Genomic DNA, 21326 nt, shown 5'->3' on the forward strand with positions numbered 1-21326 from the left:
CGTGGCGGGGGTAGGTCTGTGCGCAAAGGAGAATACCCTATGACCCATCAACCGATTGATCCCGTTAAACTGACTGCTGACCTTGTGAAGTGCGCCTCTGTCACCCCTGTTGAAGGCGGCGCGCTGGTGCTGCTGGATAAGCTGCTGTCCGGTGCGGGGTTCACCTGCACGCGGGTGGATCGGGGCGGCGTTTCCAACCTGTTTGCCCGCTGGGGGCAGGGGGCGAATGGGCGAACCTTCGGATTTAACGGCCATACGGATGTGGTGCCTGTGGGGGATGCGGATGCCTGGACGGTTGATCCTTTCGGTGCGGAAATCAAGGACGGTATTCTATACGGGCGCGGGTCTACGGATATGAAATCCGGCGTGGCCGCCTTTGCCGCCGCTGCGATTGATTTTGTGCGCAACAGTCCGCCGGATGGGTCTGTCGTGTTGGCCATCACGGGCGACGAAGAAGGCGATGCGCTGGACGGAACAACCGCGCTGCTGGACTGGATGGACGCACAAGGGGAGCGGATTGATCATTGCCTTGTGGGGGAACCCACCTGCCCGAATGAAATGGGCGATATGATGAAAATCGGGCGGCGCGGGTCGATGACGGCATTTTTCACTGCAACTGGTGTGCAGGGCCATTCCGCCTATCCACACCGCGCCAAGAACCCGCTGCCAGCAATGGCGCAACTGATGGCGACACTCGCCGCCCATACGCTGGACGAGGGGACGGAGCATTTCGATCCGACCACCCTTGCCGTGACCACCATCGACACCGGCAATCCGGCCAACAATGTTATTCCGGCCCAGTGTAAGGCCACTGTGAACATCCGGTTCAATGACACGTGGACTTCGACCGCGCTGACCAACTGGCTGAAGCGCGAAATGGACGGGGTGGCGAGCCTGTTCGACATCTCGTTTGACATGCGGACCAAAGTTTCGGGCGAGAGCTTTTTCACTCCGCCGGGGGAGTTGTCCACGCTGATCGCCAAGTCGGTGAAGGCGGAGACAGGGGTGGAGCCTGTGATGTCCACATCGGGGGGCACCTCGGACGCGCGGTTTGTCAAAAGCCATTGTCCGGTGGTGGAATTCGGGCTGGTGGGCAAGACCATGCACCAAGTGGATGAACACGTCGAAGTCGCCCAGATCGAACAGTTGAAGTCCATCTACAGTCGCATTCTGACGGATTACTTCGCCTGATGTTGCGGGTTGAGGTTACGGACGATCTGGACAGTTGCTTTGCCCTGCGCCGCAAGGTGTTCATTGAGGAACAAGGCGTCACAGAGGCCGAGGAAATTGACGGCAAGGACGGCGAGGCGACTCATGTGATCGCCCGATATAACGGCGATCCGGTGGGCTGCGCACGGGTTCTGTCCTATGGCACCACGGCCAAAATTGGGCGGGTCTGTGTATTGCCGGAGCATCGGGGCAAGGCGGTCGGGATTGCTCTGATCGAAACCTGCCATGATGCGGCCCGCACGACTGGGGCCACGCGGGCGATCCTCGGGGCGCAAACGCGTGCTTTGTCGTTTTACGAAAGGCTCGGCTATGCCAGCTACGGGGATGTGTTTGACGATGCTGGTATTCCCCATCTGATGATGGAACGGGGCCTGTGACGCCACAGCTTTATATTATGGTTAAAGAACCCCGTCCGGGCCGTGTGAAAACGCGGCTGGGTCGGGACATCGGCACAATTCCTGCCACATGGTGGTTCCGCCACCAGACCCGCCGGTTGATCCGCCGCCTGTCAGCGGACCCGCGTTGGCAGACTGTGCTGGCGGTGTCTCCGGATCATGCGGGGGCGCAAGGCCGTTTCTGGCCGTCAAACCTGCCACGTATGGCACAGGGGGGCGGTGATCTTGGCGATCGGATGGGCCGTGCCCTGCGCAGCCCTGTTGCGGGGCCTGTGCTGGTGATTGGTGCTGATATTCCAGGTATCACACCTCGCCATATTGCCGATGCGTTCAAGGCGCTGGGCGATCATGATGCGGTGCTTGGCCCTGCACCTGACGGGGGCTACTGGCTGATCGGATTGAAAAACGCCCGCCCCGCGCCGCGCGATTTGTTCAAAGGCGTGCGCTGGAGCAGTGAATTTGCCCGTGCCGACACGCTGAAAAGCCTCGGCGGATTGTCTTGTGCGATGGTGGCGGAATTGCAGGATGTGGACCGCGCCTCTGACCTTGCCACAGTCGCTGCGCCGTAAACCGCCGCACAGCGTTTTGCCAATGACCTTTCCCCTGCACCGTGGTATCGCAGGGACATGAAACAACTACCTACAAAAGAACAAGTCCTAGAGTGGATCAAGGACAACCCCGGCAAATCGAGCAAACGGGACGTGGCGCGGGCCTTTGGGATCAAAGGCAGCGACCGGATAGAGCTGAAAAAAATTCTCAAAGAACTGACCGACGAAGGTCATATCGAGAAGAAGAAGCGCAACTACACAGGCGCGGGCGAGCTGCCCCCTGTGTCCGTGATGATGGTGCTGCCACCGGATGAAAACGGCGATCTGTTTGCCAAGCCGCTGGAATGGGACGGGGAAGGCGATGGCCCCCGTGCGCTGATCATGGCCAAAAAGGGCGATCCAGCCCTTGGTGCCAACGATCAGGTGCTGCTGCGCCTGTCACCGTCAAACGACCCTGATGTGAAATACGAGGGCCGTTTGATCCGGCGGATCGGTTCCGGCCCGCAGCGCATTCTCGGGATTTACCGTGTCGGCTCTGAGGGCGGACGGCTGGTGCCGGTAGACAAGAAAGCAGACCGTGAATTTATCGTGCCGGGGGCGGAGGCTGGCGGCGCCAAGGACGGCGAACTGGTCGAAGCCGAACAGATCGGCAAACAGCGCCATGCCGGACTTGGCAAGGCGCGGATTGTGGAGCGTCTGGGAGATCCGATGGCGCCCAAGTCCATTTCGTTGATTGCGATCCACCAGCACGGCATCCCTGACCACTTCCCCGATGATGTGGTGGCAGAGGCCGAAGCCGCCAAGCCTGTGGCGCTGGGCGACCGGACCGATCTGCGCGCGCTGCCGCTGTTCACCATCGACCCGTCCGATGCACGGGATCACGATGACGCAATCTGCGCCATTCCTGACGATGATCCGAAAAACGAAGGCGGTCACGTGGTCTGGGTGGCGATTGCTGATGTGGCCCATTACGTGCGCCCCGGTTCGCAACTGGACAAAGAGGCCCGCAAGCGGGGCAACTCCAGCTATTTCCCCGACCGTGTTGTGCCAATGCTGCCCGATGCGCTTTCAGGGGATTTGTGTTCCTTGCATGAAGGTGTGGACCGTGCCTGCATTGCCGTGCGGATTGTGCTGAACGCCAAGGGCCGCCGGTTGCATCACGAATTCCATCGCGGGTTGATGCGCTCCCCCGCGTCCCTGTCCTATGAACAGGCGCAGGCTGCATCGCAGGGTAAATACGACAGCGCGACCGAGCCCTTGGCGGGTCCGATCAAAGACCTGTTTGCCGCCTATGCCAGCGCCACGAAAGCCCGCAACGAACGCCAACCGTTGAACCTTGATTTGCCCGAACGCCAGATCGTTCTGTCCGATGAAGGCGTGGTCACAAGCGTTGCGTTCCGTGATCGGTTTGACGCACACAAGCTGGTGGAAGAATTCATGGTAACGGCCAATGTATGTGCCGCTGAAACGCTGGAACAAAAGCGCCAGCCGCTGTTGTACCGGGTGCATGAAGAACCTTCGCCCGAAAAACTGGAATCCTTGCGCGAAACCGCTGAAAGCGCGGGTCTGACTTTGCCCAAAGGGCAGGTGCTAAAGACCGCGAACCTAAACAAGCTGTTGGATGCGGCGGCAGGCACAGAGGATGCGGAGGTTATCAACCTGACGGTTCTGCGTTCGATGACGCAGGCCTATTACGGTACGGATAATTTCGGCCATTTCGGTCTGAACCTGAAACGCTATGCGCATTTCACCTCTCCGATCCGGCGCTATGCCGATCTGCTGGTCCACCGTGCGCTGATCACGGCCCATGGCTGGGGCGAGGACGGGTTGCGCCCCGAAGATGCGGAAGGTCTGTCTGACACCGGCGACTGGATTTCCCAAACCGAACGGCGTTCTATGCTGGCGGAACGGGACACCACGGACCGCTACCTTGCGGCTTTCCTGTCCGAACGGGTCGGGAACGAGTTTTCTGGTCGCGTATCCGGCATCGCGCGGTTTGGTTTGTTCGTAAAGCTGGATGAAACCGGCGCGGACGGGATGATCCCATTGTCTAATCTGGGCCGTGAATACTGGGTCTACGATCACGAGAATAAATCACTAAAAGGGGATCGTTCTGGTCGGGTGATTTCGGTTGGGATGCCTGCAACTGTGCGCTTGGCCGAAGCTGCCCCTATGACGGGTGGATTGCTGCTGGAGCTGATCGAAGTGGGCGGCAAACCCATGCCCAAAGGCGACAGTGGCCGTCGAGCGCCCAGCAAAAAGCGCAAGCTGGTTAAGGGGCGCAAGAAGAAGAAACGGTGACGGAGTTCGCGCGGTTTAGCTTAGCAGCAGACGCAGGATCAGGGTGATGGCGGCAATAGCAGACAGGCCGAGCGCATAGGGCCGCAGGGCCTTACGCTCCATCCGTTTGGCCAGCGGCATGGACGCCGATAGACCCAGCACAATTGCAGGGATCAGGGACAGGGCGAAGATAAGATGCCGCCCTGTCACCAGCCCTTGCCACGCAAGGGCCAGCACTGATACGCACATGCCCCAGAAGAAGAACGCATTCTGCATCGCGCGGGAGCGTTTGGCAGGTTCGTGCTGGTACAACAGCGCCATGGGCGGTGCGCCGACAGCTGTAATCGTGCCCATTAATCCCGCAGTGATGCCCGCCAGTGTCAGCGACAGCGGGCGGATCTGTACACGGATGCCCGACAAGCTGAGCGCGATGCCAGCCAGCACCACCAGACCTGTCAGTCCAGCGATCATGTCCACGTCCGTAATCTGCGCCGCCACCATCGCCGCCAGCACCGCGCCAAGCGCACGGCCAAAGAAACCGGGAATGATCTCGGCCTTGTTGATCGCGGAAATATCCACCGCAGTAGAGGTCAGACCGACAGAGATTCCCAGCAGCAGCAAACCCGCGGGCAGAAACTGGGGCGCCACCAGCGCAATCAGCGGTGCGGCAACGATACCAAACGCCTGACCGGACAGGCGCTGCACAAAGGACGAAAGTGTCACCGCGCAGAAACAGGCGAACCACGTGCCCAGACCAATATCCAGAACCGCAAAAAGGTCAGTCATAGGAGGCGATTTCGATCAGGTTGCCATCCGGATCACGCAGATAGACCGAACTCATCGGACCCTGTGCTCCGGTGCGGGGAACCGGCCCCTCCAGAAGCGCTACCTCGCAGTGCTGCAGATGCGTGATCCAATCGTCCAGCGGCGCGTTTGTAAGCAAACACAGGTCGGCAGAGCCGCGCGCCGGTGTGCGGGCATGGGGGGCAAAGGGCGCATCGGCCGGATGCAGGTTGATCTTGATGCGGCCAAAAGCCAATGCACTGCGGATGCTGCCGTCTGCAACGGTAAATTGCGTCTCTGTCATCCCCAGCACTCGGGTGTAAAAGGCAACGGTTTCATCCATATCCCCGACTGTAAGGACCAGATGGTCCAAGCCTGTAAGTTCCGGTTTCGTCATAAAATATCCGCCGTCTTAATAAATTCACCCCTTGCCTATACCTGCTCAATCGGGCGAAGAACAGGTTATGGAAGCAATTGGTAGAACTGTCGAAATCTCCGATACACTCGATCCGGCGCGCGCGGCTGCGATGAAGGCTACGCTGGACCTGTCCGGCCCTGTGCCAGAGGCCCGCGATGCGCTGCCGCCCTTTTGGCATTACGCCTATTTCTGGGAGCCGCAACGCCCTGCCGATCTGGGCCGCGACGGGCATCCCCGCACGGGGGATTTCATCCCGAACCTTGGCTTGCCACGACGGATGTGGGCAGGCGGCGCGCTGGAATTTCACGCATCAATCCGGCTTGGCGAACCTGCGGTGAAGCGCACGACGATTACAGACGTTCAGGAAAAAGACGCCCGCAGCGGCAAGTTGGCTGTGGTGTCGCTGGAACATAGGATCACCCAAAGGGGCGAACTGTGCCTGTCTGAAACCCAGTCCCTGCTCTACCGTGCAGAGGCCGCGCCGGATGCGCCAAAACCTATTCCACCTGTTGCGCCCACAGATGAGACCGTCAGCCAAAGCCGCAAATTCTCGGCCACCGATTTGTTCCGCTATTCCGCGCTGACGTTCAACGGCCACCGCATTCACTACGACCGCGATTATGCGAAGGAGGTCGAGGGCTATGCCGGGCTGGTGGTTCACGGCCCGATCCTTGCGCAGATGCTGGTGAACCTTGCCGAAAGCATGTTGGGGGAACTGTCCAGCTTTTCCTTTCGCGCCACAGCGCCGCTGTTTGATTTTGAAGAAGCGACCTTTTGCGCGCGCCCTGAAGGGGAAGACGGGCTGGCGCTTTGGGTGCGCGGACCCGACGGGCGCATGTGTATGAGCGCGACAGCAGGTTAGGGGTCAGCCGCCCGCCAGATGCCAGTCTACGGTAAAGCTGTTGGGGATGGCGTAGGGTTCGTCGCGGATCATTTGGGCCATGACCGTCCCAAGACTATGGGCGAGGCTGAACCCGATCTTGAACGCGCCCGATACTGCAAACACCCGTTCCAGTTCCGGCAGTTTCCCCACCATCGGGTCACGCCGCCGCGCCTTTGGTCGGATACCGGCCCAGCGTTGCAGAACGGGGGCGTCTGCCAGTGCGGGGATCATGGAACGGGCCTGCGCGATCACGGGGTCCAGTTTTTCATCGGGTTCGGGATAATCCCAGCTTGTTTCCGAAGTCGATCCCACTGCGACCGTGCCGTTTTCATGGGGGATCACATAGACACCGCCCGCATAAACCTGTGGCTGTCCGACCAGATCCGCGTCTAGCAAGGCGGCTTGCCCTTTGACGCCGGTTTTTTCGTGTAGGGGCACATAGGGGGCCATCAGGCGAAAGCCTTGCGATCCGGCGGACAGAATGACGGCGTCCGCTTCTACAGTGCCAAAAGCGCCGATGATCGCGCCGGAATGGACGCTTGCGACAGGGTGGTTTTCTAGGATCCTCACACCCCGCGCGATACAGGCTTTGGCCAGCGAGCGGGCGGCCTGTGCCGGAAAGATGCGTGCGGAGAGGGTGTCGTGGATCACCCCCAGCGGTGCCGCTTCTGGGGCGATCAGTTCGGGGCAGGGTTGCAGCGTCCAGTGGTATTGCCCGCGCCAGAGCGTGCGGGATTCCTGCGCGCGGGCCTCGGCCAGTTCGCGGCTGCGTTCGGTTTGCAGCGGTTGCAACCGCCCGATACGCCCATAGCCGGAGCGCAGGCCGGAGGTTCCGTCAATTTCCGACCAGAAATCTTCTGCGCTGTGCAAGGATTCCAGCTGGAACTGTTTCTTCGGCGTCCAAAGGTCCGGCACCAGCGGGGCAAGCGCGCCGACAATCCCGCCACTGGCTCCACTGCCGATCTCTCCAGCCTCATAGACCGTGACCGTGTCGCCGCGTAGCGCACAGGCGTAGGCGCTGGCCAGCCCCCAGATTCCGGCCCCCACAACAATTACCCGCATTCGATCACCCCTATCCCGGCTTTCTTTCGTCTGGCGCTTGACCTAAAGCAATCGGGTATGAGCGACCAGAATGAATATGCACAGCTTAGCTGGCGGGACGGGAAAATCCCCGTAGCGACGCAGTTCGACGATCCTTATTTCTCTTTGGAAAACGGCATCGCGGAAACCGCCCATGTGTTTCTTGCGGGGAACGATCTGCCAGATCGGTTTGCGGCGGGCTTTCACATTGCCGAACTGGGCTTTGGCACCGGACTTAACCTGCTGTGCGCGTGGAAGGCGTGGGAAGATGCGGGCGAGACAACCCCACTGCGCTACACCAGCTTTGAGGCTTTCCCAATGGCCCCCGCAGATATTGCACAGGCGCAGGCGGCTTGGCCGGAGCTGGCGGATTATGCCGCGCGGTTTGCACGGGCTTGGGATCACGGCGCAGGACAGCTTCACTGCGAGACACTGCACGCAGAAATCGTTACCGGAGACGCCCGCGAAACCCTACCGCGCTGGTCGGGGAGGGCAGATGCGTGGTTCCTCGACGGGTTTTCACCAGCGAAGAACCCCGAACTTTGGGGGGAGGCACTGATGGCAGAAGTGGCACGGCACACCGCGAAAGCTGGCAGTTTTGCCACCTATACCGCCGCTGGACACGTGCGTCGGGCCTTGGCATCCGGCGGGTTTGCCGTCACAAGGGTCAAAGGGTACGGCCGCAAGCGCCACATGACCCGAGGTTCCCTCGAATCCGGATAGAACGATGACCAAAGACAACCCGCGCGCCGGTATCTGGCTGATGATTGCTGCGACTTTCGTGTTTGCGGCGCAGGACGGTATTTCTCGCCATCTGGCGGATACCTATAACGTCTTTATGATTGTGATGGTGCGCTATTGGTTCATCTTGCTGGTGCTGATGGCGGTGTCCCGTATCCGCAGCGGCAGTCTGTTCGGGGATGCGCGCACAACCCAGCCGTTTTTCCAGTTCTTCCGCGGCTTCGTACTGGCGGTAGAAATTCTTGTAACGATCCTGTCGTTCACCCTGCTCGGCCTGATCGAGGCTCATGCCATTTTCGCGGTCTATCCCCTGCTGATTGCGGCCCTGTCCGGTCCGGTCCTGAAGGAAAAGGTCGGCTGGCGGCGCTGGGCGGCGATCGGTGTCGGTTTTGTTGGAATGCTGATCATCCTGCAACCCGGTGTGAAAGTGTTCTCGCCGCTGTCGCTTGTGTCTTTTGCGGGGGCATTATTGTTTGCGCTGTATCACCTTCTGACCCGTATGGCAGCCGCCAAAGACAGTGCAGAGACCAGCTTTTTCTGGACGGCAATCAGCGGCTTTGTCGTTATGACAGCCATCGGTCCCTTCTTTTGGGAACCGATGCTGCCCGAGGATCAAATCTGGATGGCGGTGCTTTGTGTGACTGGTGCGCTGGGGCATTATCTGCTGATCAAAGCCTATGAAATGGCGCAGGCGAGCGTGGTGCAACCTTTCGCCTTTATGCAGCTGGTGTTCGTGTCTTTCATCGGGGTTCTGGTTTTCGGAGAGCACCTGCCGTTTTCTACCGCGATTGGCGCGGCGATCATTGTTGCGGCGGGGCTTTTCACGCTCTGGCGGGAGAACCGTGCGCGGCGGGCGGCCTTGCGCGCCAAGACAGTGTCGGGGACCACAGGCACCTGACGCGGGCTAGCCGCCGATCAGATCCTTGCTCAGGCGCAACGGCTTTGCTGTGCCGCTCAGCCGCATCCGATAGACGAACAGTGCCTCGCTGACCCGCATCACATAGTTGCGGGTTTCGCGGTATGGGATGTGCTCGATCCAGTCGATCTGGTCGATCTGCGGAGCACGGGGATCGCCGAATTCTTCTATCCAGCGGTCTGCGCGGTGGGGGCCGGCATTATAGGCAGCAAAGGCGAGGATATAGGACCCGTCATAGCGTTCCAGCATGGACGCAAGATAAGCCGTGCCAAGCTGCGCGTTATAGCGCCAGTCTTCGGACAGTCGGGTCTTGGAATATTCGACACCTATGTCCTTTGCCACCTCCTTGGCGGTTCCGGGCATGACCTGCATCAAGCCCCGCGCCCCCGCCGGAGAAACCGCTTCGGGGTTCAACTCGCTCTCGCGCCGCGCAATAGCCAACGCCAGTTCGGGGGCCACATCGCCCGAATGTTTGGCCAGTTCCGTCACAGGGAAATAGCTGCGGGGCAGAATAAACCCGCGCTTCGCAGCCTCTTTTGCCACGGCCAGCGCCACATAGGGCCGGTCAAGCGACAGGGCGAGATCGGCCAGATGGGTCGTCTGTTCCTGCGAAGTGGTCTCCGCTACGTGGGAAAAGAACCATCGCATCAGGTATTGCCGGTCAATGGCATGCAACAGCAGACCCGCACGAACGGGACTGGAGGCTGCAAGCGGGCTGTCAGCCCAATCTTTAACCTCTCCGGTGCCCGTCAACTGGATGTCTGGTTCAGCTGCGATTTTCTCGGCGGCCAACTGCCCGTAAAAGCTGGTTTGATGCTCCGCGCCTTGCCGGAAATACTCTGCCGCTTTGTCGAAGTCCTTAAGCGCTTCGGCGGCACGTCCCCGCCAATAGCCCGCCCGCCCGAGACTGATCGGGGTGCGGACCGCGTTATAGTGGTTTTCAAAGTGTATGGCTGCCTGTTCGGGAGCTGCGAGCTTTCGCAACGCTACATAGCCTGCGATCCATTCAAGGTCCGCATAATCGCTGCCCTCGCTCAGCCCGTGCTGGCTGGCCAGCCAATAGGCCAGATCGGGATCGCCCGCCCGCATGGCGCGGCGCGCATAGGTGCGGCGGCGGTTGCCCCATTCCTCGGCGCGCCCCAGATTGGACACATCGGCGGATTGTTCAGCAAGCAGTGCCTCGGCATCGTCCCAGCGGTTTTTCTTGACCCGCCACATGAAGCGATCATAGGCCAGTCCGCCATCAAGCTGCAGGGCCTTGGGGACTCTTTCAATCGCTGCATCCACACCGTCGGCTGTTTCCTGCAACGCAATCCGCGCCAGCGCCAGAGTCTGCCGCTCTTCTGGGACAAGCGGCATCATTCGCCGCGCGGCCGAGATACGCCCCCGCCATAACAGCATGTCCTGCCGTGCAATATGATGGGGCTTTAGCGTGTCTTCATATTCGGCCAGCAGGGTTGTTTCTAACGTGGTGGTCAGGGAAAGTGTCGTCCATGCGCGGATCGCCTCGGCACGGGCCTTGTCCGGCTGTCCGTCCTTTGCATAGGCCTTGACGAGCCGTACCGCGCCAATGCCCGTCTGCGGTTGTTCAGCGGCAAAATAGGAGATGACCACTTTTGGCTCGGCGTCGGTCGGGATTTTCACCTCGCCCTTGGCCCGCAGGGATTTCAACCCCGGCCAGTCCGGATGCTCCGTTAGAAATTCTACATATTCCGACCAGTTCCCGTTGTCTCGTCGAAGGCGTTGCCATTCCAGCAGAGCCCGCGCGACAGGATCGCTGATCCCGTTCATCAGATCGTCAAGCTGATCCCATTTGCGGGCCGCGATCGCGGCAAGAGCCTGCTCCACCCCGGTTGTGTCAACCTTGGTCGCAGACTGGCCTACCGCACCGCGCGGCGCTGCAAAAGCCAGCAGTGAAACCGTTAGGATAATCAAAAAACGCATACAACACCCCCAAAGACGCTCTAATGATAGCGTGTAACAACAGTATTTCACCCCTTTGACGAAGCAATTCAATTTTTCGTCGTTCCGTTTCATTAATTTCCCTGCTAATTGGACCCGACTCAATTCATCCCAACCGGAGGCCAAGCCCATGTTTAAAGGTTCCTATGTCGCGCTTATCACCCCGTTTTCGAACGGTAAGGTGGATGACAAGGCGCTCAAGGACTTGGTCAATTGGCATATTGCCGAAGGGACTCACGGTCTGGTTCCTGTGGGAACAACCGGCGAAAGCCCCACTTTGACCCATGTAGAGCACGAGCATGTGATCAAAGTTGTGGTGGAAACCGCAGCAGGCCGCGTGCCTGTGATTGCGGGTGCTGGTTCGAACAACACGGACGAAGCCCTGCGTTTTACCCAATACGCCAAAGACATCGGCGCGGATGGTGCGCTGGTGGTGACGCCGTATTACAACAAGCCGACACAACGCGGGTTGATCGCCCATTTCGAAGCGGTAAACGAGGTCGGCCTGCCGATCATCATTTATAACATCCCGCCCCGCAGCGTGGTGGATATGACGCCCGCAACCATGGGGCAACTGGCCAAGCTGGACAATATCGTCGGCGTGAAAGATGCCACCGCCGATCTGTCCCGCGTTTGTGCTCAGCGCATTCATTGCGGCACGGATTTCATCCAGATGTCCGGTGAAGATGCCACCGCTCACGGGTTCAACGCCCAAGGCGGCGTCGGCTGTATTTCGGTCACGGCCAACGTCGCACCGAAACTGTGTTCTGACCTGCAAGAGGCTACTCTGGCCGGTGATTATGCCAAAGCGCTGGAGCTTCAGGACAAATTGATGCCGTTGCACGAAGCTATCTTCACCGAGCCGGGCCTTGTGGGTGCGAAATACGGTGTGTCCAAGCTCGGCCATTGCTCTGCCGAGGTGCGTCTGCCCCTGACGCCACTGCTGGCAGAGACTGAAGCCAAGATGGATGCAGCCATGCGCACGGCCGGTTTGATCAACTGATCCGACCTGTCACGCGCGCCTGCGCTGCGTTGAAAATTTGAATTTTACGGCGGGGGCAGGGAATGCTGCCGCCGTTTTTGTTGAATGGATGATATTTTGACTGCACATAAGAAACCCTGTGATGTTCACTTGATTGCCGGTTGCACTGGTGCCGGTAAATCCACCTATTCCTTCCGTCTGGCACAGGAATTGCGCGGCGTGCGCTTTGCTATAGATGAATGGATGGAGCGGCTGCACAATCAGGACAAACCCGCAGAGCTGCGGTTCGAGTGGTTCTATGAGCGTGTGCAGCGCAACTGCCACCAGATGCGCAAGATGGCCGAGCAGTTGGTCCCGCTGGGCGTTCCAGTGATTTTCGACTGTGGATTGACCAACAGCCATGAGCGGGGCATTTTTGAAAACTGGGCAGAAGAGCATGGTTTTTCCACGCAATTACATTATGTAGATGTTCCAACGGAAATACGCTGGCAGCGGGTGTTGAAACGTAATGCCGAACAGGCCGAGACCTTTCAATTTGAGGTCACGAGAGAAATGTTCGACGGGATCAACGCCATGTGGGAAGCCCCGAGCGAAGAAGAAATGCACCGTTTGCACGGTGTCAGGATAACAGACTAATGGCCGCAAAGAAGAAGAAAGCCGATCCGAACAACAAGCTCGTCGCGGAGAACCGCCGCGCGCGCTATGACTATGCCGTGGAAGATACGGTGGAGTGTGGCATGGTGCTGCAAGGCTCCGAGGTGAAATCTTTGCGGCTTGGGTCGGCCAATATTGCTGAAAGCTACGCAACGGTTGAAGACGGCGAGTTATGGTTGGTGAACAGCGCGATCCAGCCTTATGCGCAGGCCAAATCCTTCAACCACGAAGAGCGCCGCCGCCGCAAGCTTCTGGCTTCCAAACGGGAACTGGCCAAGATGTGGCAAAGCATTGGTCGGAAGGGCATGACGCTTGTTCCGCTAAAGCTTTACTTCAACGACAAAGGTTTGGCGAAACTGCTGATCGGCATCGCCAAAGGTAAGCGCCTGTCGGATAAACGCGAAACTGAAAAGAAACGGGACTGGCAGAAGCAGAAGGCACGGCTTTTGCGGGACAACAGCTGATCGTCAGGGGCGGAGCGCAATTCTCCCCTTGGCAAAGCTGCGCGTCTGTTTTCTTATGACAGCCAACACTTGAAACCTGTTACAGGCAGGGATAATCCCAAGGGAACAGCGCAGAGGTATTTTATGGCACAAAGTGATCAAACAACCATCGTATCAACCGACTGGTTGGCCCAGCATCTGGATGCACCGGATTTGCGCATATTGGACGCGACCACCTATCTGCCGGGCGATCCACGGGATGCCAAGGCGAATTACGACGCGTCCCACATCCCCGGTGCGCGTTTTTTTGACATAGACGATGTGTCTGACAGTAATTCCGACCTGCCCCATATGGCCCCCCCTACTGAAAAATTCATGTCCCGTATGCGCGCCCTTGGTGTGGGTGACGGACACCGCGTGGTGGTTTATGACAGCGAAGGTCTGTTTTCCGCTGCCCGTGTCTGGTGGTTGTTCCGCCATATGGGCCAGATGGACGTGGCCGTTCTGGATGGCGGCCTGCCCAAGTGGATCGCCGAAGGCCACCCCACCGAAGACCTACCCCCCATGATCCGCGACCGTCACATGACCGCACGGCGGGACGCAACGCTGGTCAAGGATGTGACACAGGTGGCGCTGGCCTCCAAACTGAACCAAGCCGAAATCGTAGATGCCCGCGCGGCAGAGCGTTTCCGTGGGGAGACCGAGGAACCCCGCGAGGGGCTGCGTTCCGGCCATATCCCGAATTCCAAGAACGTGCCGTTCAAGTCCCTTTTGAACGAGAACAGCACCTTCAAATCCCCCGATGACCTGCGCGCAGTCTTTACTGATGCCGGCGTTGATCTGAACCGCCCCGTAATCACCACTTGTGGATCCGGTGTAACCGCTGCGATTCTGTCGCTTGCACTAGAGATTATCGGCCATCGGGACCATTCGCTCTATGACGGATCATGGGCGGAATGGGGTAGTTACAACGACTTGAAAGTAGAACAGGGCTAAGGCCCGATTAAGGATACGACAATGCTCGAGAACCTGACACAGCAACCGCCTGACAAGATTATCATGCTCAGCGGCATGTTCCGCGCCGACCCGCGCTCTGAAAAGATCGACCTTGGTGTCGGTGTTTATAAAGACGCCAACGGCAACACGCCGATCATGCGGGCGGTCAAGAAGGCTGAACAGTTGTTGTGGGATACGGAAACCACCAAAAGCTATACCGCGTTGATCGGGGATGGCGGCTTTCACAAGGTAATGGCTGATCTGGTGCTTGGCGACGCAGTTGAAGCAGAACGCCTGTCCTTTGCCCACGCGCCCGGTGGCACAGGGGCGATCCGTCAGATTCTGGAACTGATCAAAGTGGCCTCTCCGGATGCGACTGTCTGGATGTCAGACCCAACTTGGCCAAACCATCCTGCGATGGTCAAAGGCGTTGGCATTCCGATGCGGACCTATGCCTATTTTGACGCAGATACGGGTGCTGTGAACTTTGATGGTATGATGGCGGATCTGGCAGAAGCCAAAGCCGGTGACGTTGTGATCCTGCACGGCTGTTGTCACAACCCGACCGGCGCCAACCTGAACGAAACCCAATGGCAACAGGTTGCCGATCTGCTGCTTGAAAAAGAAGCGATCCCGTTTGTGGACATCGCCTATCAGGGCTTTGGTGACGGGCTGCAAAAAGACGCATTCGGTGTGCGCTTGCTGGCGGAAAAATGCCCCGAGGTTCTGATCTCGGCAAGCTGTTCCAAGAACTTCGGCATCTACCGCGAGCGTTGCGGTCTGGTGATTGCCATTTCGCGGGATTCCGAAAACGCCGGTCTGACCCAAGGGATGCTGTCGAGCCTGAACCGTTTGAATTTCAGCTTTCCGCCGGATCACGGTGCACGGCTGGTGACGATGGTTCTAAGCGACCCTGAACTGCGGGCCGATTGGGAAGCCGAACTGGAAGAGGTGCGCACCAGCATGCTCGGTCTGCGCAAGAAGCTGGCGGATGCGCTGCGCGACGAAACAGGTTCGGACCGCTACGGCTTTATCGCTGAACACCGCGGCATGTTCTCTCGTCTGGGGCTGACCGAAGAACAGGTCACCAAACTGCGCGAGGATCACGGCATTTATATGATCGGTGACAGCCGCTTCAACGTGGCCGGATTGTCCGAAGCTTCTATTCCGAAGATTGCCAAGGCTGTCGTCGCTGTTGGTGGCTAGGCTTTAGGTACCATAAAGTTTCTGGATGACCGCACAGGCCTTGTCTGTGCGGTCTTCTTTTTGCGCCTCTGTCAGTTCGGGGATAACGCCTGTGACTCGCTGGATTTGGGTATCCCCGATCAAGACTGTCAGAAACATATCCGCAATTTCGCTGCAATTGCTGCGATGCAGCAATTTGCGATCCAGCGCGATGCGGATCAGGCTTTCGACCAGCGGGGCGATGGTGTTTTTGCTTTCCCGCGCAATTGCGTCGCCCAACATTCCGGTGTGATATACATCCCCCGCCGCAGCACGGCTCAATGCAATGGCGCGGCGACTGGTGACGAGTTCCAGCAGTAGCGGACCAAGCAACCGCAGCTCCTCTATCGTGTCGCCATCCTCTTGAATTGATTGGGTTAACTGCGCTTTGACTGTCGCCGCGTTTTCTGCGACCAGACTGGCAAACAATGTCTGTTTATTGCCATACCAGCGATAAAGCGTTTCATTCGAACACCCCGCCTGCCGCGCGATATCCAGCATAGAAGCGCCTTTGTAGCCCTTCTTTTCCAGAACGGTATAAGCGGCTTTCTGAATGCGCGTGCGGCGGTCTTTTTGCTTGGCGGTTTCCACGATTATCCCCCTGTTCTGACAGGTAGTGTACAGAATAGTACGGAAGAACGCAAAGCGTATTATTTTGTACAGAAATCAAGGATGAGGAGGTCTTAATGGTGGGTTGGCTTCACGAAACCAAAGCCTGCGCTGCCACGGCGTTCAGCACTTTGGGGGCGGGCACGTTGATCAGCCGCTCCGGTGTCAGGTCCGCACCGCTGAGCAGCCAGTTTTCAACAATACGCGCGCCCATGGTATAGCCGAGCCAGCGCGGATAGGCGCCCGCACCGGAAAACCACTCGCTGTGGTCAAATTTGGTGGACATCATTGTGCGCTGATCCGGCCAGAGCTTTACCAGTTCATCGTCATCAAAGGCGCAGTCCCACGGTTCACGGGGGGAGTCGAACACAAGTCGCACGAACTGGGCGGCAAGCCCTTCGCTGACCATTGCCCCACCCAGCGTAAAGCCATAGCCCGGCCCCGCAGCCCGCATGGCAAGATGGGCGGTCTTTACCATCTGCCGCTGCACAAGACCGTTGGTCAATGTGTCGGCGAAATTCTCGTTGTAGGGGTCAAAGATCAACGTGCTAAGGTTCGGACGGGTCACATGGGCGGACATTCCGGTTTCCGGCGTCACGGTTTCATTGCCCCGCTCGATCAGCACATCCATCTGCGAGGGGCGGACGAATGGAGACATCAAACCGTAGGCGTCGTTGATCTGTCCGGTGATCCGGTCTTTCCACGCGCTAAGATCGCCCGTGGCATCCAGCCAATGTAAGGTCCAATTGCTCACGTTTCATTCCCAGCGTGGATGGCAGTTGCCCTATCATAGTGGATCATTTTGCCATGCCAAGGGCCGCGGCGTGCCATTTACCGGATTTCAAACTGTCACTTGCCAAGCCCGCGCGGAGGCGGTATGCCCCGCCAGCCCCAATACCGGGGAAAAAGTGTCCGCTACCTTTTCAAAACGGAGAAAAATATGTCTCGTGGCCTTATCCTTGGCGTCATCGCCATGGCGGCAGTTGTTGTCGCCTCTAATATTCTTGTGCAATTCCTGTTCGGCAACTGGCTGACCTGGGGCGCATTTACCTACCCTCTGGCATTTCTGGTGACTGACCTGACCAACCGCGTCTATGGCGTCAAAGCTGCGCGCAAAGTGGTGCTGGCCGGTTTTGCTGTCGGAATCCTTTGTTCTTTCATCGGCACGCAGATCATCGGTGAATTCGGGCCGCTGGTCACACTGCGCATCGCAATTGCCTCGGGCACGGCGTTCCTGATCGCACAACTCGTAGATGTTTTCATCTTTAACCGTTTGCGGGACGGCGCATGGTGGCGCGCGCCGCTGGCGTCTACGCTCATTGGTTCGTCGCTCGACACTGCGTTGTTCTTTACGATTGCCTTCGCGGGGAGCCTGACCTTTATCGAGCCTGCGAACGATGTCTCTTGGGCCGGTGAGGTTTTGCCATTGCTGGGGGTTGGTCCATTGGCTCCGTTGTGGGTCAGCCTTGGGGTTGCGGACTGGTTTGTGAAGCTTTCGCTTGCTGTGATTGCGTTGATACCGTTCCGTTATCTCGCCGTTACGCTGTCTGGTAAGAAGGCCAATATTTAGGCAGGAGATAACTTCTTAACCACAAAATCTGGTTAAAGTTGTAAAAAACGCTTTGTGATTTCCAAAAGTCGTGGCACGATTCTGGTGCGGGGTTCAAAACAACTCACGCGTGAAACAATCAGAAAGGAGGTGCCAATGATTATTGGGAAACAGGAGCAGCTGGTGAAGGTTAAAAGCGAGGTGAGCGTCTAGAGGGCAGCCCTTCTATACACCCATCCGGTTTCAAGATTTTCCAATCTTGCTTGCCACCTCCAACTCTCGAGGAGAGCCCTGCCAGTGCTTCGGCAGGGCTCTTTCCATTTCCGGCTTCTGGTGCAGTCAGAGATAATCGCGCAACTTGGATCGCGCGCGACTCATCCGTGACATAACGGTGCCGATGGGCAGCTCCAACTGCTCTGCCATATCCGAATAGGACAGGCCCGCATCCACGCGCAACCGCATCACGGTCCGGTATTCTTCCGGCAACCTGCCGATTGCAGCGAGGGTCTGGGCGCAGGCCAAAGCGCCATAAACATCCGCATTCTCATCTTCAGGGTCCTGATCGTCGATCGGCACATGAGACGGCGCACGTCCTTTCTTACGGGTCTGGTCCAGAAACAGGTTACGCAAAATCACCGCCATATAACGGCGCGGGTGTTCCACATCGGACAGGCAGGTTTCGCGGCTGAGGATATGCAGCACAACGTCTTGGACCAGATCTTCCGCCTGATCGCGGTTGCGGGTCAGGTGGTGGGCGTAAACAAGGAGATCTTCAAGATGGTCAAACAGTTTATCGCGGTTCATGGCGCGGCTCCGATTGGTTAATTGCCCCCTTTAGCTACGTGGTTTTGCGACAATGTCGTTAGGAGGGTTCCCGCCCACGGCCAAATACTGCCAATCGGTCTTGGCTGTTTTCTGCCACCCTGAATTGAGCGTGGGAATAAACCACCCCCGGATTTCGTCCTTGTCTGTAGAGAGCGCAATCCGCGTCTCTCGTCGAAAACGAACAGGAGTTATACCTATGCGTAAAACAACAATGACCTTCGCCGCGATCCTTGCCACTGCTTCCATTGCGCAAGCTTCCAATATGGCCGAAATGGATGCCAACGCCGATGGCGCCCTGAGCGTGGAAGAATTCACTGCTGGTCATGAAGGTGTTGATCCGGCTGTATTTACCGAAGTGGATACAAACAAAGACGGGCTGATTGACCCGTCGGAGTATGACGCCGCGACAGCAGAAGACGGCGTTTTGGCGGAAAGCTGATCGCACACAAAAAAAGGCCGGTCCATCAGGACCGGCCCTATTTTTACAAGGTCGCTAAATATTAGCGAAGTGTTTCTTTAAGATACTCGGAGCGTGTCATCTCATCTTGGGTGCGGCCGTTCACACGCTCGAACTCGGTGCCGTAATTGCGAGACACATCTTCGTCTTCAGTGCCAGGAGTAACGGCCTTATAACGCTCGTTGTTCTGGATTTTCGCTGATGTGTCGTTCAGCTTTTGATCCGGTGTCACAGCGTCGTAACGCGCGTTGTCGTCAATTTGCACACCGGTGTCATTCAGAGTTGTCTCTGGTGTTACGGCGTCATAGCGTTCATTGTCTTTGTTGTCTGCGTGTGCGGCGGTCACGGATGCCATGATTGCTGCAGCTGCTGTTGTTGTAATAAGAGTTTTCATGTCTCGTTCCTTTCGTTTCCGTCTTGCGATGGATTACATGTAGGAGCGATCGGGGGACGGGACCACACACGGTTGTTATCAATATAGTGATGACGGTTTATGGAACCAAAGTCGGCTTAAAGCGTAGCAAATCAAAGGGAAGGCTGGTTCTGAAATGTACGTAACTGATAGCATATCAATCGAGGAATGGGAACTCACAGAAAGCTTTCATCGTGCATCGGGGCCGGGCGGGCAACATGTCAACAAAACCTCCAGCGCTGTGGAGTTGCGATTTGAGGCAGAGAGATCCCCGAACCTGACAGGAGCCGTTAAGGCGCGGTTAAAGCGATTGGCCGGGCGCCGCTGGACAAAGGACGGCGCGGTGATCGTCACATCTGAATCCCACCGCAGCCAGCAAATGAACCGCGATGATGCACGGGAGAAACTGGCGGAGCTGATCCGTAAAGCGACAGAAGTCCCCAAACGCCGTATTAAGACCCGCCCTACGCTTGGCAGCAAGCGTCGCCGACTGGAAGGGAAAAAACAAAGGGGTGCGGTGAAAAAACTGCGCGGTAAGGTGGATGAGTAATCCCGCTGCTGGCGCTTAGACCACCACTTCCATTTCCGTTTGATCCCCGACGCCAAAGACCCGCTTGTAACGCGCGATCTCATCCGCAGGCCCCATCGCTTTGCGTGGGTTATCCGACAGCTTCACAGTCGGGCGCCCGTTGGCGGAAACCGCCTTACACACCAGCGAAAACGGGGCCAGCGCGTCATCAGGCACAAGGCCGCGGAAGTCGTTGGTCAACATGGTGCCCCAGCCAAAACCGACCCGCACCCGACCGGTGAACTGGTTTGCCAGTTCGATAATCTTGCGATCGTCCAACCCGTCGGAAAAAATGATCCGCTTCTCGCGCGGGTCTTGTCCACGGGATTTCCACCAGTTGATTGCCATCTCTGCGCCGGTGGCCGGATCGCCGCTGTCAATGCGGATGCCGGTCCATTTGTCGAGCCATTCCGGCGCACGCTCTAGGAAACCTTCGGTGCCATAGGTGTCGGGCAGCATGATCAGCAAGTTGCTGTCGTGTTCTTCCTGCCAGTCTGCAAGCACCTGATAGGGGGCCTGTGCCAGTTCTTCGTCGCTGTCGGCCAGCGCGGAATAAACCATCGGCAGTTCATGGGCATTGGTCCCGATGGCCTCAACCTCGCGGCGCATGGCAATCAGGCAGTTAGATGTGCCGTTGAACCGATCGCCCAACCCTTCGTGCATGGCCTGAACACACCAGTCCTGCCACATAAATGAATGACGCCGCCGTGTCCCGAAGTCTGCCACGTTCAGGTTTTCCACCTCGCGCAGACGTTCGATCTTTTCCCAAAGCTTGGTCATGGCGCGGGCGTACAGCACCTGCAATTCAAACTTCCCCATCCCCTTTAGAACCGCGCGCGAGCGCAGTTCCATCAGGATCGACAGGGCCGCGATTTCCCACAGCATGACCTCGGGCCAGGACCCTTCAAAGGTCAGCTCGTACTGTCCGTCTACTTTCTCTAGATGATAGGCCGGCAATTGCAGCTTTTCAAACCACTCCATAAAATCGGATCGGAACATCTGGCGCTTGCCATAGAACATGTTGCCCCGCAGCCAGGTGCTTTCGCCCCGTGACAACCGAAGGGAGCGCACATGATCCAACTGTTCGCGCAGCACGCCTTCATCGACGATATCCGCCAGCCGTATGGTCTTGGTCCGGTTGATCAGGCTGAAGGTCACTTGCGCGTCCGGTTTGTTGCGAAACACCGACTGGCACATCAGTAGTTTGTAAAAATCCGTATCGATAAGCGAGCGGACGATCGGGTCGATCTTCCATTTGTGGTTATAAACTCGGGTGGCGATATCGACCATAGTGCAGGCTCCGGTTGTCCGAACTGTGTTAGAACAGGGGTTTGGCGGCTTGTCCAGCCTGTCGGGGGTGGTGGGGTGAGG

Annotated in this window: 24 protein-coding genes; 15 read left to right on the forward strand and 9 right to left on the reverse strand. The window is 58.0% G+C overall.

Going from position 1 to position 21326, the window contains the following annotated elements:
* Window positions 1-39: 39 nt before the first annotated feature.
* The 4 genes from dapE to rnr are packed head-to-tail and all read left to right on the forward strand — an operon-like array spanning window position 40 to window position 4474.
* On the forward strand, window positions 40-1191 hold the full coding sequence (dapE, locus tag IEX10_RS17280) for a succinyl-diaminopimelate desuccinylase (protein WP_188678250.1): 1152 nt from the start codon (window positions 40-42) through the stop codon (window positions 1189-1191).
* The gene (locus tag IEX10_RS17285) at window positions 1191-1607 is read left to right on the forward strand and encodes a GNAT family N-acetyltransferase (RefSeq protein ID WP_308420717.1); all 417 of its coding nucleotides are present in this window, start codon (window positions 1191-1193) and stop codon (window positions 1605-1607) included. The genes dapE and IEX10_RS17285 overlap by 1 nt, the downstream gene beginning before the upstream one ends.
* Before the next feature lie 17 nt (window positions 1608-1624).
* Complete coding sequence (locus tag IEX10_RS17290) at window positions 1625-2194, forward strand: TIGR04282 family arsenosugar biosynthesis glycosyltransferase (protein ID WP_373287545.1); 570 nt, start codon at window positions 1625-1627, stop codon at window positions 2192-2194.
* A 57-nt stretch (window positions 2195-2251) separates the two neighbouring features.
* The gene (gene rnr / locus IEX10_RS17295) at window positions 2252-4474 is read left to right on the forward strand and encodes a ribonuclease R (RefSeq protein ID WP_188678254.1); all 2223 of its coding nucleotides are present in this window, start codon (window positions 2252-2254) and stop codon (window positions 4472-4474) included.
* Between the two features lie 15 nt (window positions 4475-4489).
* On the opposite strand, the gene IEX10_RS17300 is transcribed toward rnr, so the two are convergent.
* Complete coding sequence (locus tag IEX10_RS17300; protein WP_188678256.1) at window positions 4490-5239, reverse strand: sulfite exporter TauE/SafE family protein; 750 nt, start codon at window positions 5237-5239, stop codon at window positions 4490-4492.
* On the reverse strand, window positions 5232-5633 hold the full coding sequence (locus IEX10_RS17305) for a VOC family protein (protein ID WP_188678258.1): 402 nt from the start codon (window positions 5631-5633) through the stop codon (window positions 5232-5234). Before IEX10_RS17305 ends, IEX10_RS17300 begins: the two co-directional genes overlap by 8 nt.
* 67 nt (window positions 5634-5700) lie before the next feature.
* Between IEX10_RS17305 and IEX10_RS17310 the strand changes: the two genes are divergently transcribed.
* Window positions 5701-6516: an HTD2 family dehydratase gene (locus IEX10_RS17310; RefSeq protein ID WP_188678260.1), complete on the forward strand. Its 816-nt coding sequence runs from the start codon at window positions 5701-5703 to the stop codon at window positions 6514-6516.
* Between the two features lie 3 nt (window positions 6517-6519).
* Here the strand turns inward: IEX10_RS17310 and IEX10_RS17315 are convergent, their stop codons facing one another.
* On the reverse strand, window positions 6520-7599 hold the full coding sequence (locus IEX10_RS17315) for an NAD(P)/FAD-dependent oxidoreductase (protein ID WP_188678261.1): 1080 nt from the start codon (window positions 7597-7599) through the stop codon (window positions 6520-6522).
* A gap of 57 nt (window positions 7600-7656) precedes the next feature.
* Here IEX10_RS17315 and mnmC2 point away from each other — a divergent pair, with 57 nt between their 5' ends.
* Together mnmC2 and IEX10_RS17325 are read left to right on the forward strand one after the other, a co-directional pair.
* Window positions 7657-8340: a tRNA (5-methylaminomethyl-2-thiouridine)(34)-methyltransferase MnmC2 gene (gene mnmC2 / locus IEX10_RS17320; protein WP_188678263.1), complete on the forward strand. Its 684-nt coding sequence runs from the start codon at window positions 7657-7659 to the stop codon at window positions 8338-8340.
* Window positions 8341-8344: 4 nt separating this feature from the next.
* Entirely contained in the window at window positions 8345-9256 is a 912-nt protein-coding gene (locus tag IEX10_RS17325; RefSeq protein WP_188678265.1) for a DMT family transporter, read from the forward strand.
* Window positions 9257-9262: 6 nt separating this feature from the next.
* Here the strand turns inward: IEX10_RS17325 and IEX10_RS17330 are convergent, their stop codons facing one another.
* Complete coding sequence (locus tag IEX10_RS17330; RefSeq protein ID WP_188678267.1) at window positions 9263-11218, reverse strand: lytic transglycosylase domain-containing protein; 1956 nt, start codon at window positions 11216-11218, stop codon at window positions 9263-9265.
* A gap of 148 nt (window positions 11219-11366) precedes the next feature.
* Here IEX10_RS17330 and dapA point away from each other — a divergent pair, with 148 nt between their 5' ends.
* From dapA to IEX10_RS17355, 5 genes are all read left to right on the forward strand, one after another.
* On the forward strand, window positions 11367-12239 hold the full coding sequence (gene dapA / locus IEX10_RS17335; RefSeq protein WP_188678269.1) for a 4-hydroxy-tetrahydrodipicolinate synthase: 873 nt from the start codon (window positions 11367-11369) through the stop codon (window positions 12237-12239).
* A 96-nt stretch (window positions 12240-12335) separates the two neighbouring features.
* The gene (locus IEX10_RS17340) at window positions 12336-12854 is read left to right on the forward strand and encodes a P-loop nucleotide/nucleoside kinase family protein (RefSeq protein WP_188678271.1); all 519 of its coding nucleotides are present in this window, start codon (window positions 12336-12338) and stop codon (window positions 12852-12854) included.
* The gene (smpB, locus tag IEX10_RS17345; protein ID WP_188678277.1) at window positions 12854-13336 is read left to right on the forward strand and encodes an SsrA-binding protein SmpB; all 483 of its coding nucleotides are present in this window, start codon (window positions 12854-12856) and stop codon (window positions 13334-13336) included. The genes IEX10_RS17340 and smpB overlap by 1 nt, the downstream gene beginning before the upstream one ends.
* Before the next feature lie 123 nt (window positions 13337-13459).
* On the forward strand, window positions 13460-14311 hold the full coding sequence (sseA, locus tag IEX10_RS17350) for a 3-mercaptopyruvate sulfurtransferase (protein ID WP_188678279.1): 852 nt from the start codon (window positions 13460-13462) through the stop codon (window positions 14309-14311).
* Window positions 14312-14332: 21 nt separating this feature from the next.
* The gene (locus IEX10_RS17355) at window positions 14333-15517 is read left to right on the forward strand and encodes an amino acid aminotransferase (protein ID WP_188678282.1); all 1185 of its coding nucleotides are present in this window, start codon (window positions 14333-14335) and stop codon (window positions 15515-15517) included.
* 3 nt (window positions 15518-15520) lie between these two features.
* On the opposite strand, the gene IEX10_RS17360 is transcribed toward IEX10_RS17355, so the two are convergent.
* Both IEX10_RS17360 and IEX10_RS17365 read right to left on the reverse strand, forming a co-directional pair.
* Window positions 15521-16126 carry a TetR/AcrR family transcriptional regulator gene (locus tag IEX10_RS17360; RefSeq protein WP_188678284.1) on the reverse strand — a complete coding sequence of 202 codons (606 nt, stop codon included), beginning with the start codon at window positions 16124-16126 and terminating at the stop codon, window positions 15521-15523.
* Window positions 16127-16235: 109 nt separating this feature from the next.
* On the reverse strand, window positions 16236-16898 hold the full coding sequence (locus tag IEX10_RS17365) for a DUF2268 domain-containing putative Zn-dependent protease (RefSeq protein WP_188678286.1): 663 nt from the start codon (window positions 16896-16898) through the stop codon (window positions 16236-16238).
* 186 nt (window positions 16899-17084) lie between these two features.
* Here IEX10_RS17365 and IEX10_RS17370 point away from each other — a divergent pair, with 186 nt between their 5' ends.
* The gene (locus IEX10_RS17370) at window positions 17085-17714 is read left to right on the forward strand and encodes a queuosine precursor transporter (RefSeq protein ID WP_188678288.1); all 630 of its coding nucleotides are present in this window, start codon (window positions 17085-17087) and stop codon (window positions 17712-17714) included.
* A 318-nt stretch (window positions 17715-18032) separates the two neighbouring features.
* On the opposite strand, the gene IEX10_RS17375 is transcribed toward IEX10_RS17370, so the two are convergent.
* Window positions 18033-18497 carry an RNA polymerase sigma factor gene (locus IEX10_RS17375; RefSeq protein WP_188678290.1) on the reverse strand — a complete coding sequence of 155 codons (465 nt, stop codon included), beginning with the start codon at window positions 18495-18497 and terminating at the stop codon, window positions 18033-18035.
* A 217-nt stretch (window positions 18498-18714) separates the two neighbouring features.
* Here IEX10_RS17375 and IEX10_RS17380 point away from each other — a divergent pair, with 217 nt between their 5' ends.
* Entirely contained in the window at window positions 18715-18957 is a 243-nt protein-coding gene (locus IEX10_RS17380; RefSeq protein WP_188678292.1) for an EF-hand domain-containing protein, read from the forward strand.
* Window positions 18958-19018: 61 nt separating this feature from the next.
* Here the strand turns inward: IEX10_RS17380 and IEX10_RS17385 are convergent, their stop codons facing one another.
* The gene (locus IEX10_RS17385; protein ID WP_188678294.1) at window positions 19019-19369 is read right to left on the reverse strand and encodes a hypothetical protein; all 351 of its coding nucleotides are present in this window, start codon (window positions 19367-19369) and stop codon (window positions 19019-19021) included.
* Window positions 19370-19523: 154 nt separating this feature from the next.
* Here IEX10_RS17385 and arfB point away from each other — a divergent pair, with 154 nt between their 5' ends.
* Entirely contained in the window at window positions 19524-19937 is a 414-nt protein-coding gene (gene arfB / locus IEX10_RS17390) for an alternative ribosome rescue aminoacyl-tRNA hydrolase ArfB (protein ID WP_188678296.1), read from the forward strand.
* 15 nt (window positions 19938-19952) lie between these two features.
* Here the strand turns inward: arfB and pncB are convergent, their stop codons facing one another.
* The gene (gene pncB / locus IEX10_RS17395; protein ID WP_188678299.1) at window positions 19953-21245 is read right to left on the reverse strand and encodes a nicotinate phosphoribosyltransferase; all 1293 of its coding nucleotides are present in this window, start codon (window positions 21243-21245) and stop codon (window positions 19953-19955) included.
* Between the last annotated feature and the right edge of the window lie 81 nt (window positions 21246-21326).

It is taken from the genome of Neptunicoccus cionae, assembly GCF_014643735.1.
GTDB classification, from domain to species: domain Bacteria; phylum Pseudomonadota; class Alphaproteobacteria; order Rhodobacterales; family Rhodobacteraceae; genus Amylibacter; species Amylibacter cionae.

Coding starts and splice junctions, on each gene's coding strand:
- dapE (WP_188678250.1), top strand. CDS start 40: ATGACCCATCAACCGATTGATCCCGTTAAACTGACTGCTGACCTTGTG.
- IEX10_RS17285 (WP_308420717.1), top strand. CDS start 1,191: ATGTTGCGGGTTGAGGTTACGGACGATCTGGACAGTTGCTTTGCCCTG.
- IEX10_RS17290 (WP_373287545.1), top strand. CDS start 1,625: ATGGTTAAAGAACCCCGTCCGGGCCGTGTGAAAACGCGGCTGGGTCGG.
- rnr (WP_188678254.1), top strand. CDS start 2,252: ATGAAACAACTACCTACAAAAGAACAAGTCCTAGAGTGGATCAAGGAC.
- IEX10_RS17300 (WP_188678256.1), bottom strand. CDS start 5,239: ATGACTGACCTTTTTGCGGTTCTGGATATTGGTCTGGGCACGTGGTTC.
- IEX10_RS17305 (WP_188678258.1), bottom strand. CDS start 5,633: ATGACGAAACCGGAACTTACAGGCTTGGACCATCTGGTCCTTACAGTC.
- IEX10_RS17310 (WP_188678260.1), top strand. CDS start 5,701: ATGGAAGCAATTGGTAGAACTGTCGAAATCTCCGATACACTCGATCCG.
- IEX10_RS17315 (WP_188678261.1), bottom strand. CDS start 7,599: ATGCGGGTAATTGTTGTGGGGGCCGGAATCTGGGGGCTGGCCAGCGCC.
- mnmC2 (WP_188678263.1), top strand. CDS start 7,657: ATGAGCGACCAGAATGAATATGCACAGCTTAGCTGGCGGGACGGGAAA.
- IEX10_RS17325 (WP_188678265.1), top strand. CDS start 8,345: ATGACCAAAGACAACCCGCGCGCCGGTATCTGGCTGATGATTGCTGCG.
- IEX10_RS17330 (WP_188678267.1), bottom strand. CDS start 11,218: ATGCGTTTTTTGATTATCCTAACGGTTTCACTGCTGGCTTTTGCAGCG.
- dapA (WP_188678269.1), top strand. CDS start 11,367: ATGTTTAAAGGTTCCTATGTCGCGCTTATCACCCCGTTTTCGAACGGT.
- smpB (WP_188678277.1), top strand. CDS start 12,854: ATGGCCGCAAAGAAGAAGAAAGCCGATCCGAACAACAAGCTCGTCGCG.
- sseA (WP_188678279.1), top strand. CDS start 13,460: ATGGCACAAAGTGATCAAACAACCATCGTATCAACCGACTGGTTGGCC.
- IEX10_RS17355 (WP_188678282.1), top strand. CDS start 14,333: ATGCTCGAGAACCTGACACAGCAACCGCCTGACAAGATTATCATGCTC.
- IEX10_RS17370 (WP_188678288.1), top strand. CDS start 17,085: ATGTCTCGTGGCCTTATCCTTGGCGTCATCGCCATGGCGGCAGTTGTT.
- IEX10_RS17375 (WP_188678290.1), bottom strand. CDS start 18,497: ATGAACCGCGATAAACTGTTTGACCATCTTGAAGATCTCCTTGTTTAC.
- IEX10_RS17380 (WP_188678292.1), top strand. CDS start 18,715: ATGCGTAAAACAACAATGACCTTCGCCGCGATCCTTGCCACTGCTTCC.
- IEX10_RS17385 (WP_188678294.1), bottom strand. CDS start 19,369: ATGAAAACTCTTATTACAACAACAGCAGCTGCAGCAATCATGGCATCC.
- arfB (WP_188678296.1), top strand. CDS start 19,524: ATGTACGTAACTGATAGCATATCAATCGAGGAATGGGAACTCACAGAA.
- pncB (WP_188678299.1), bottom strand. CDS start 21,245: ATGGTCGATATCGCCACCCGAGTTTATAACCACAAATGGAAGATCGAC.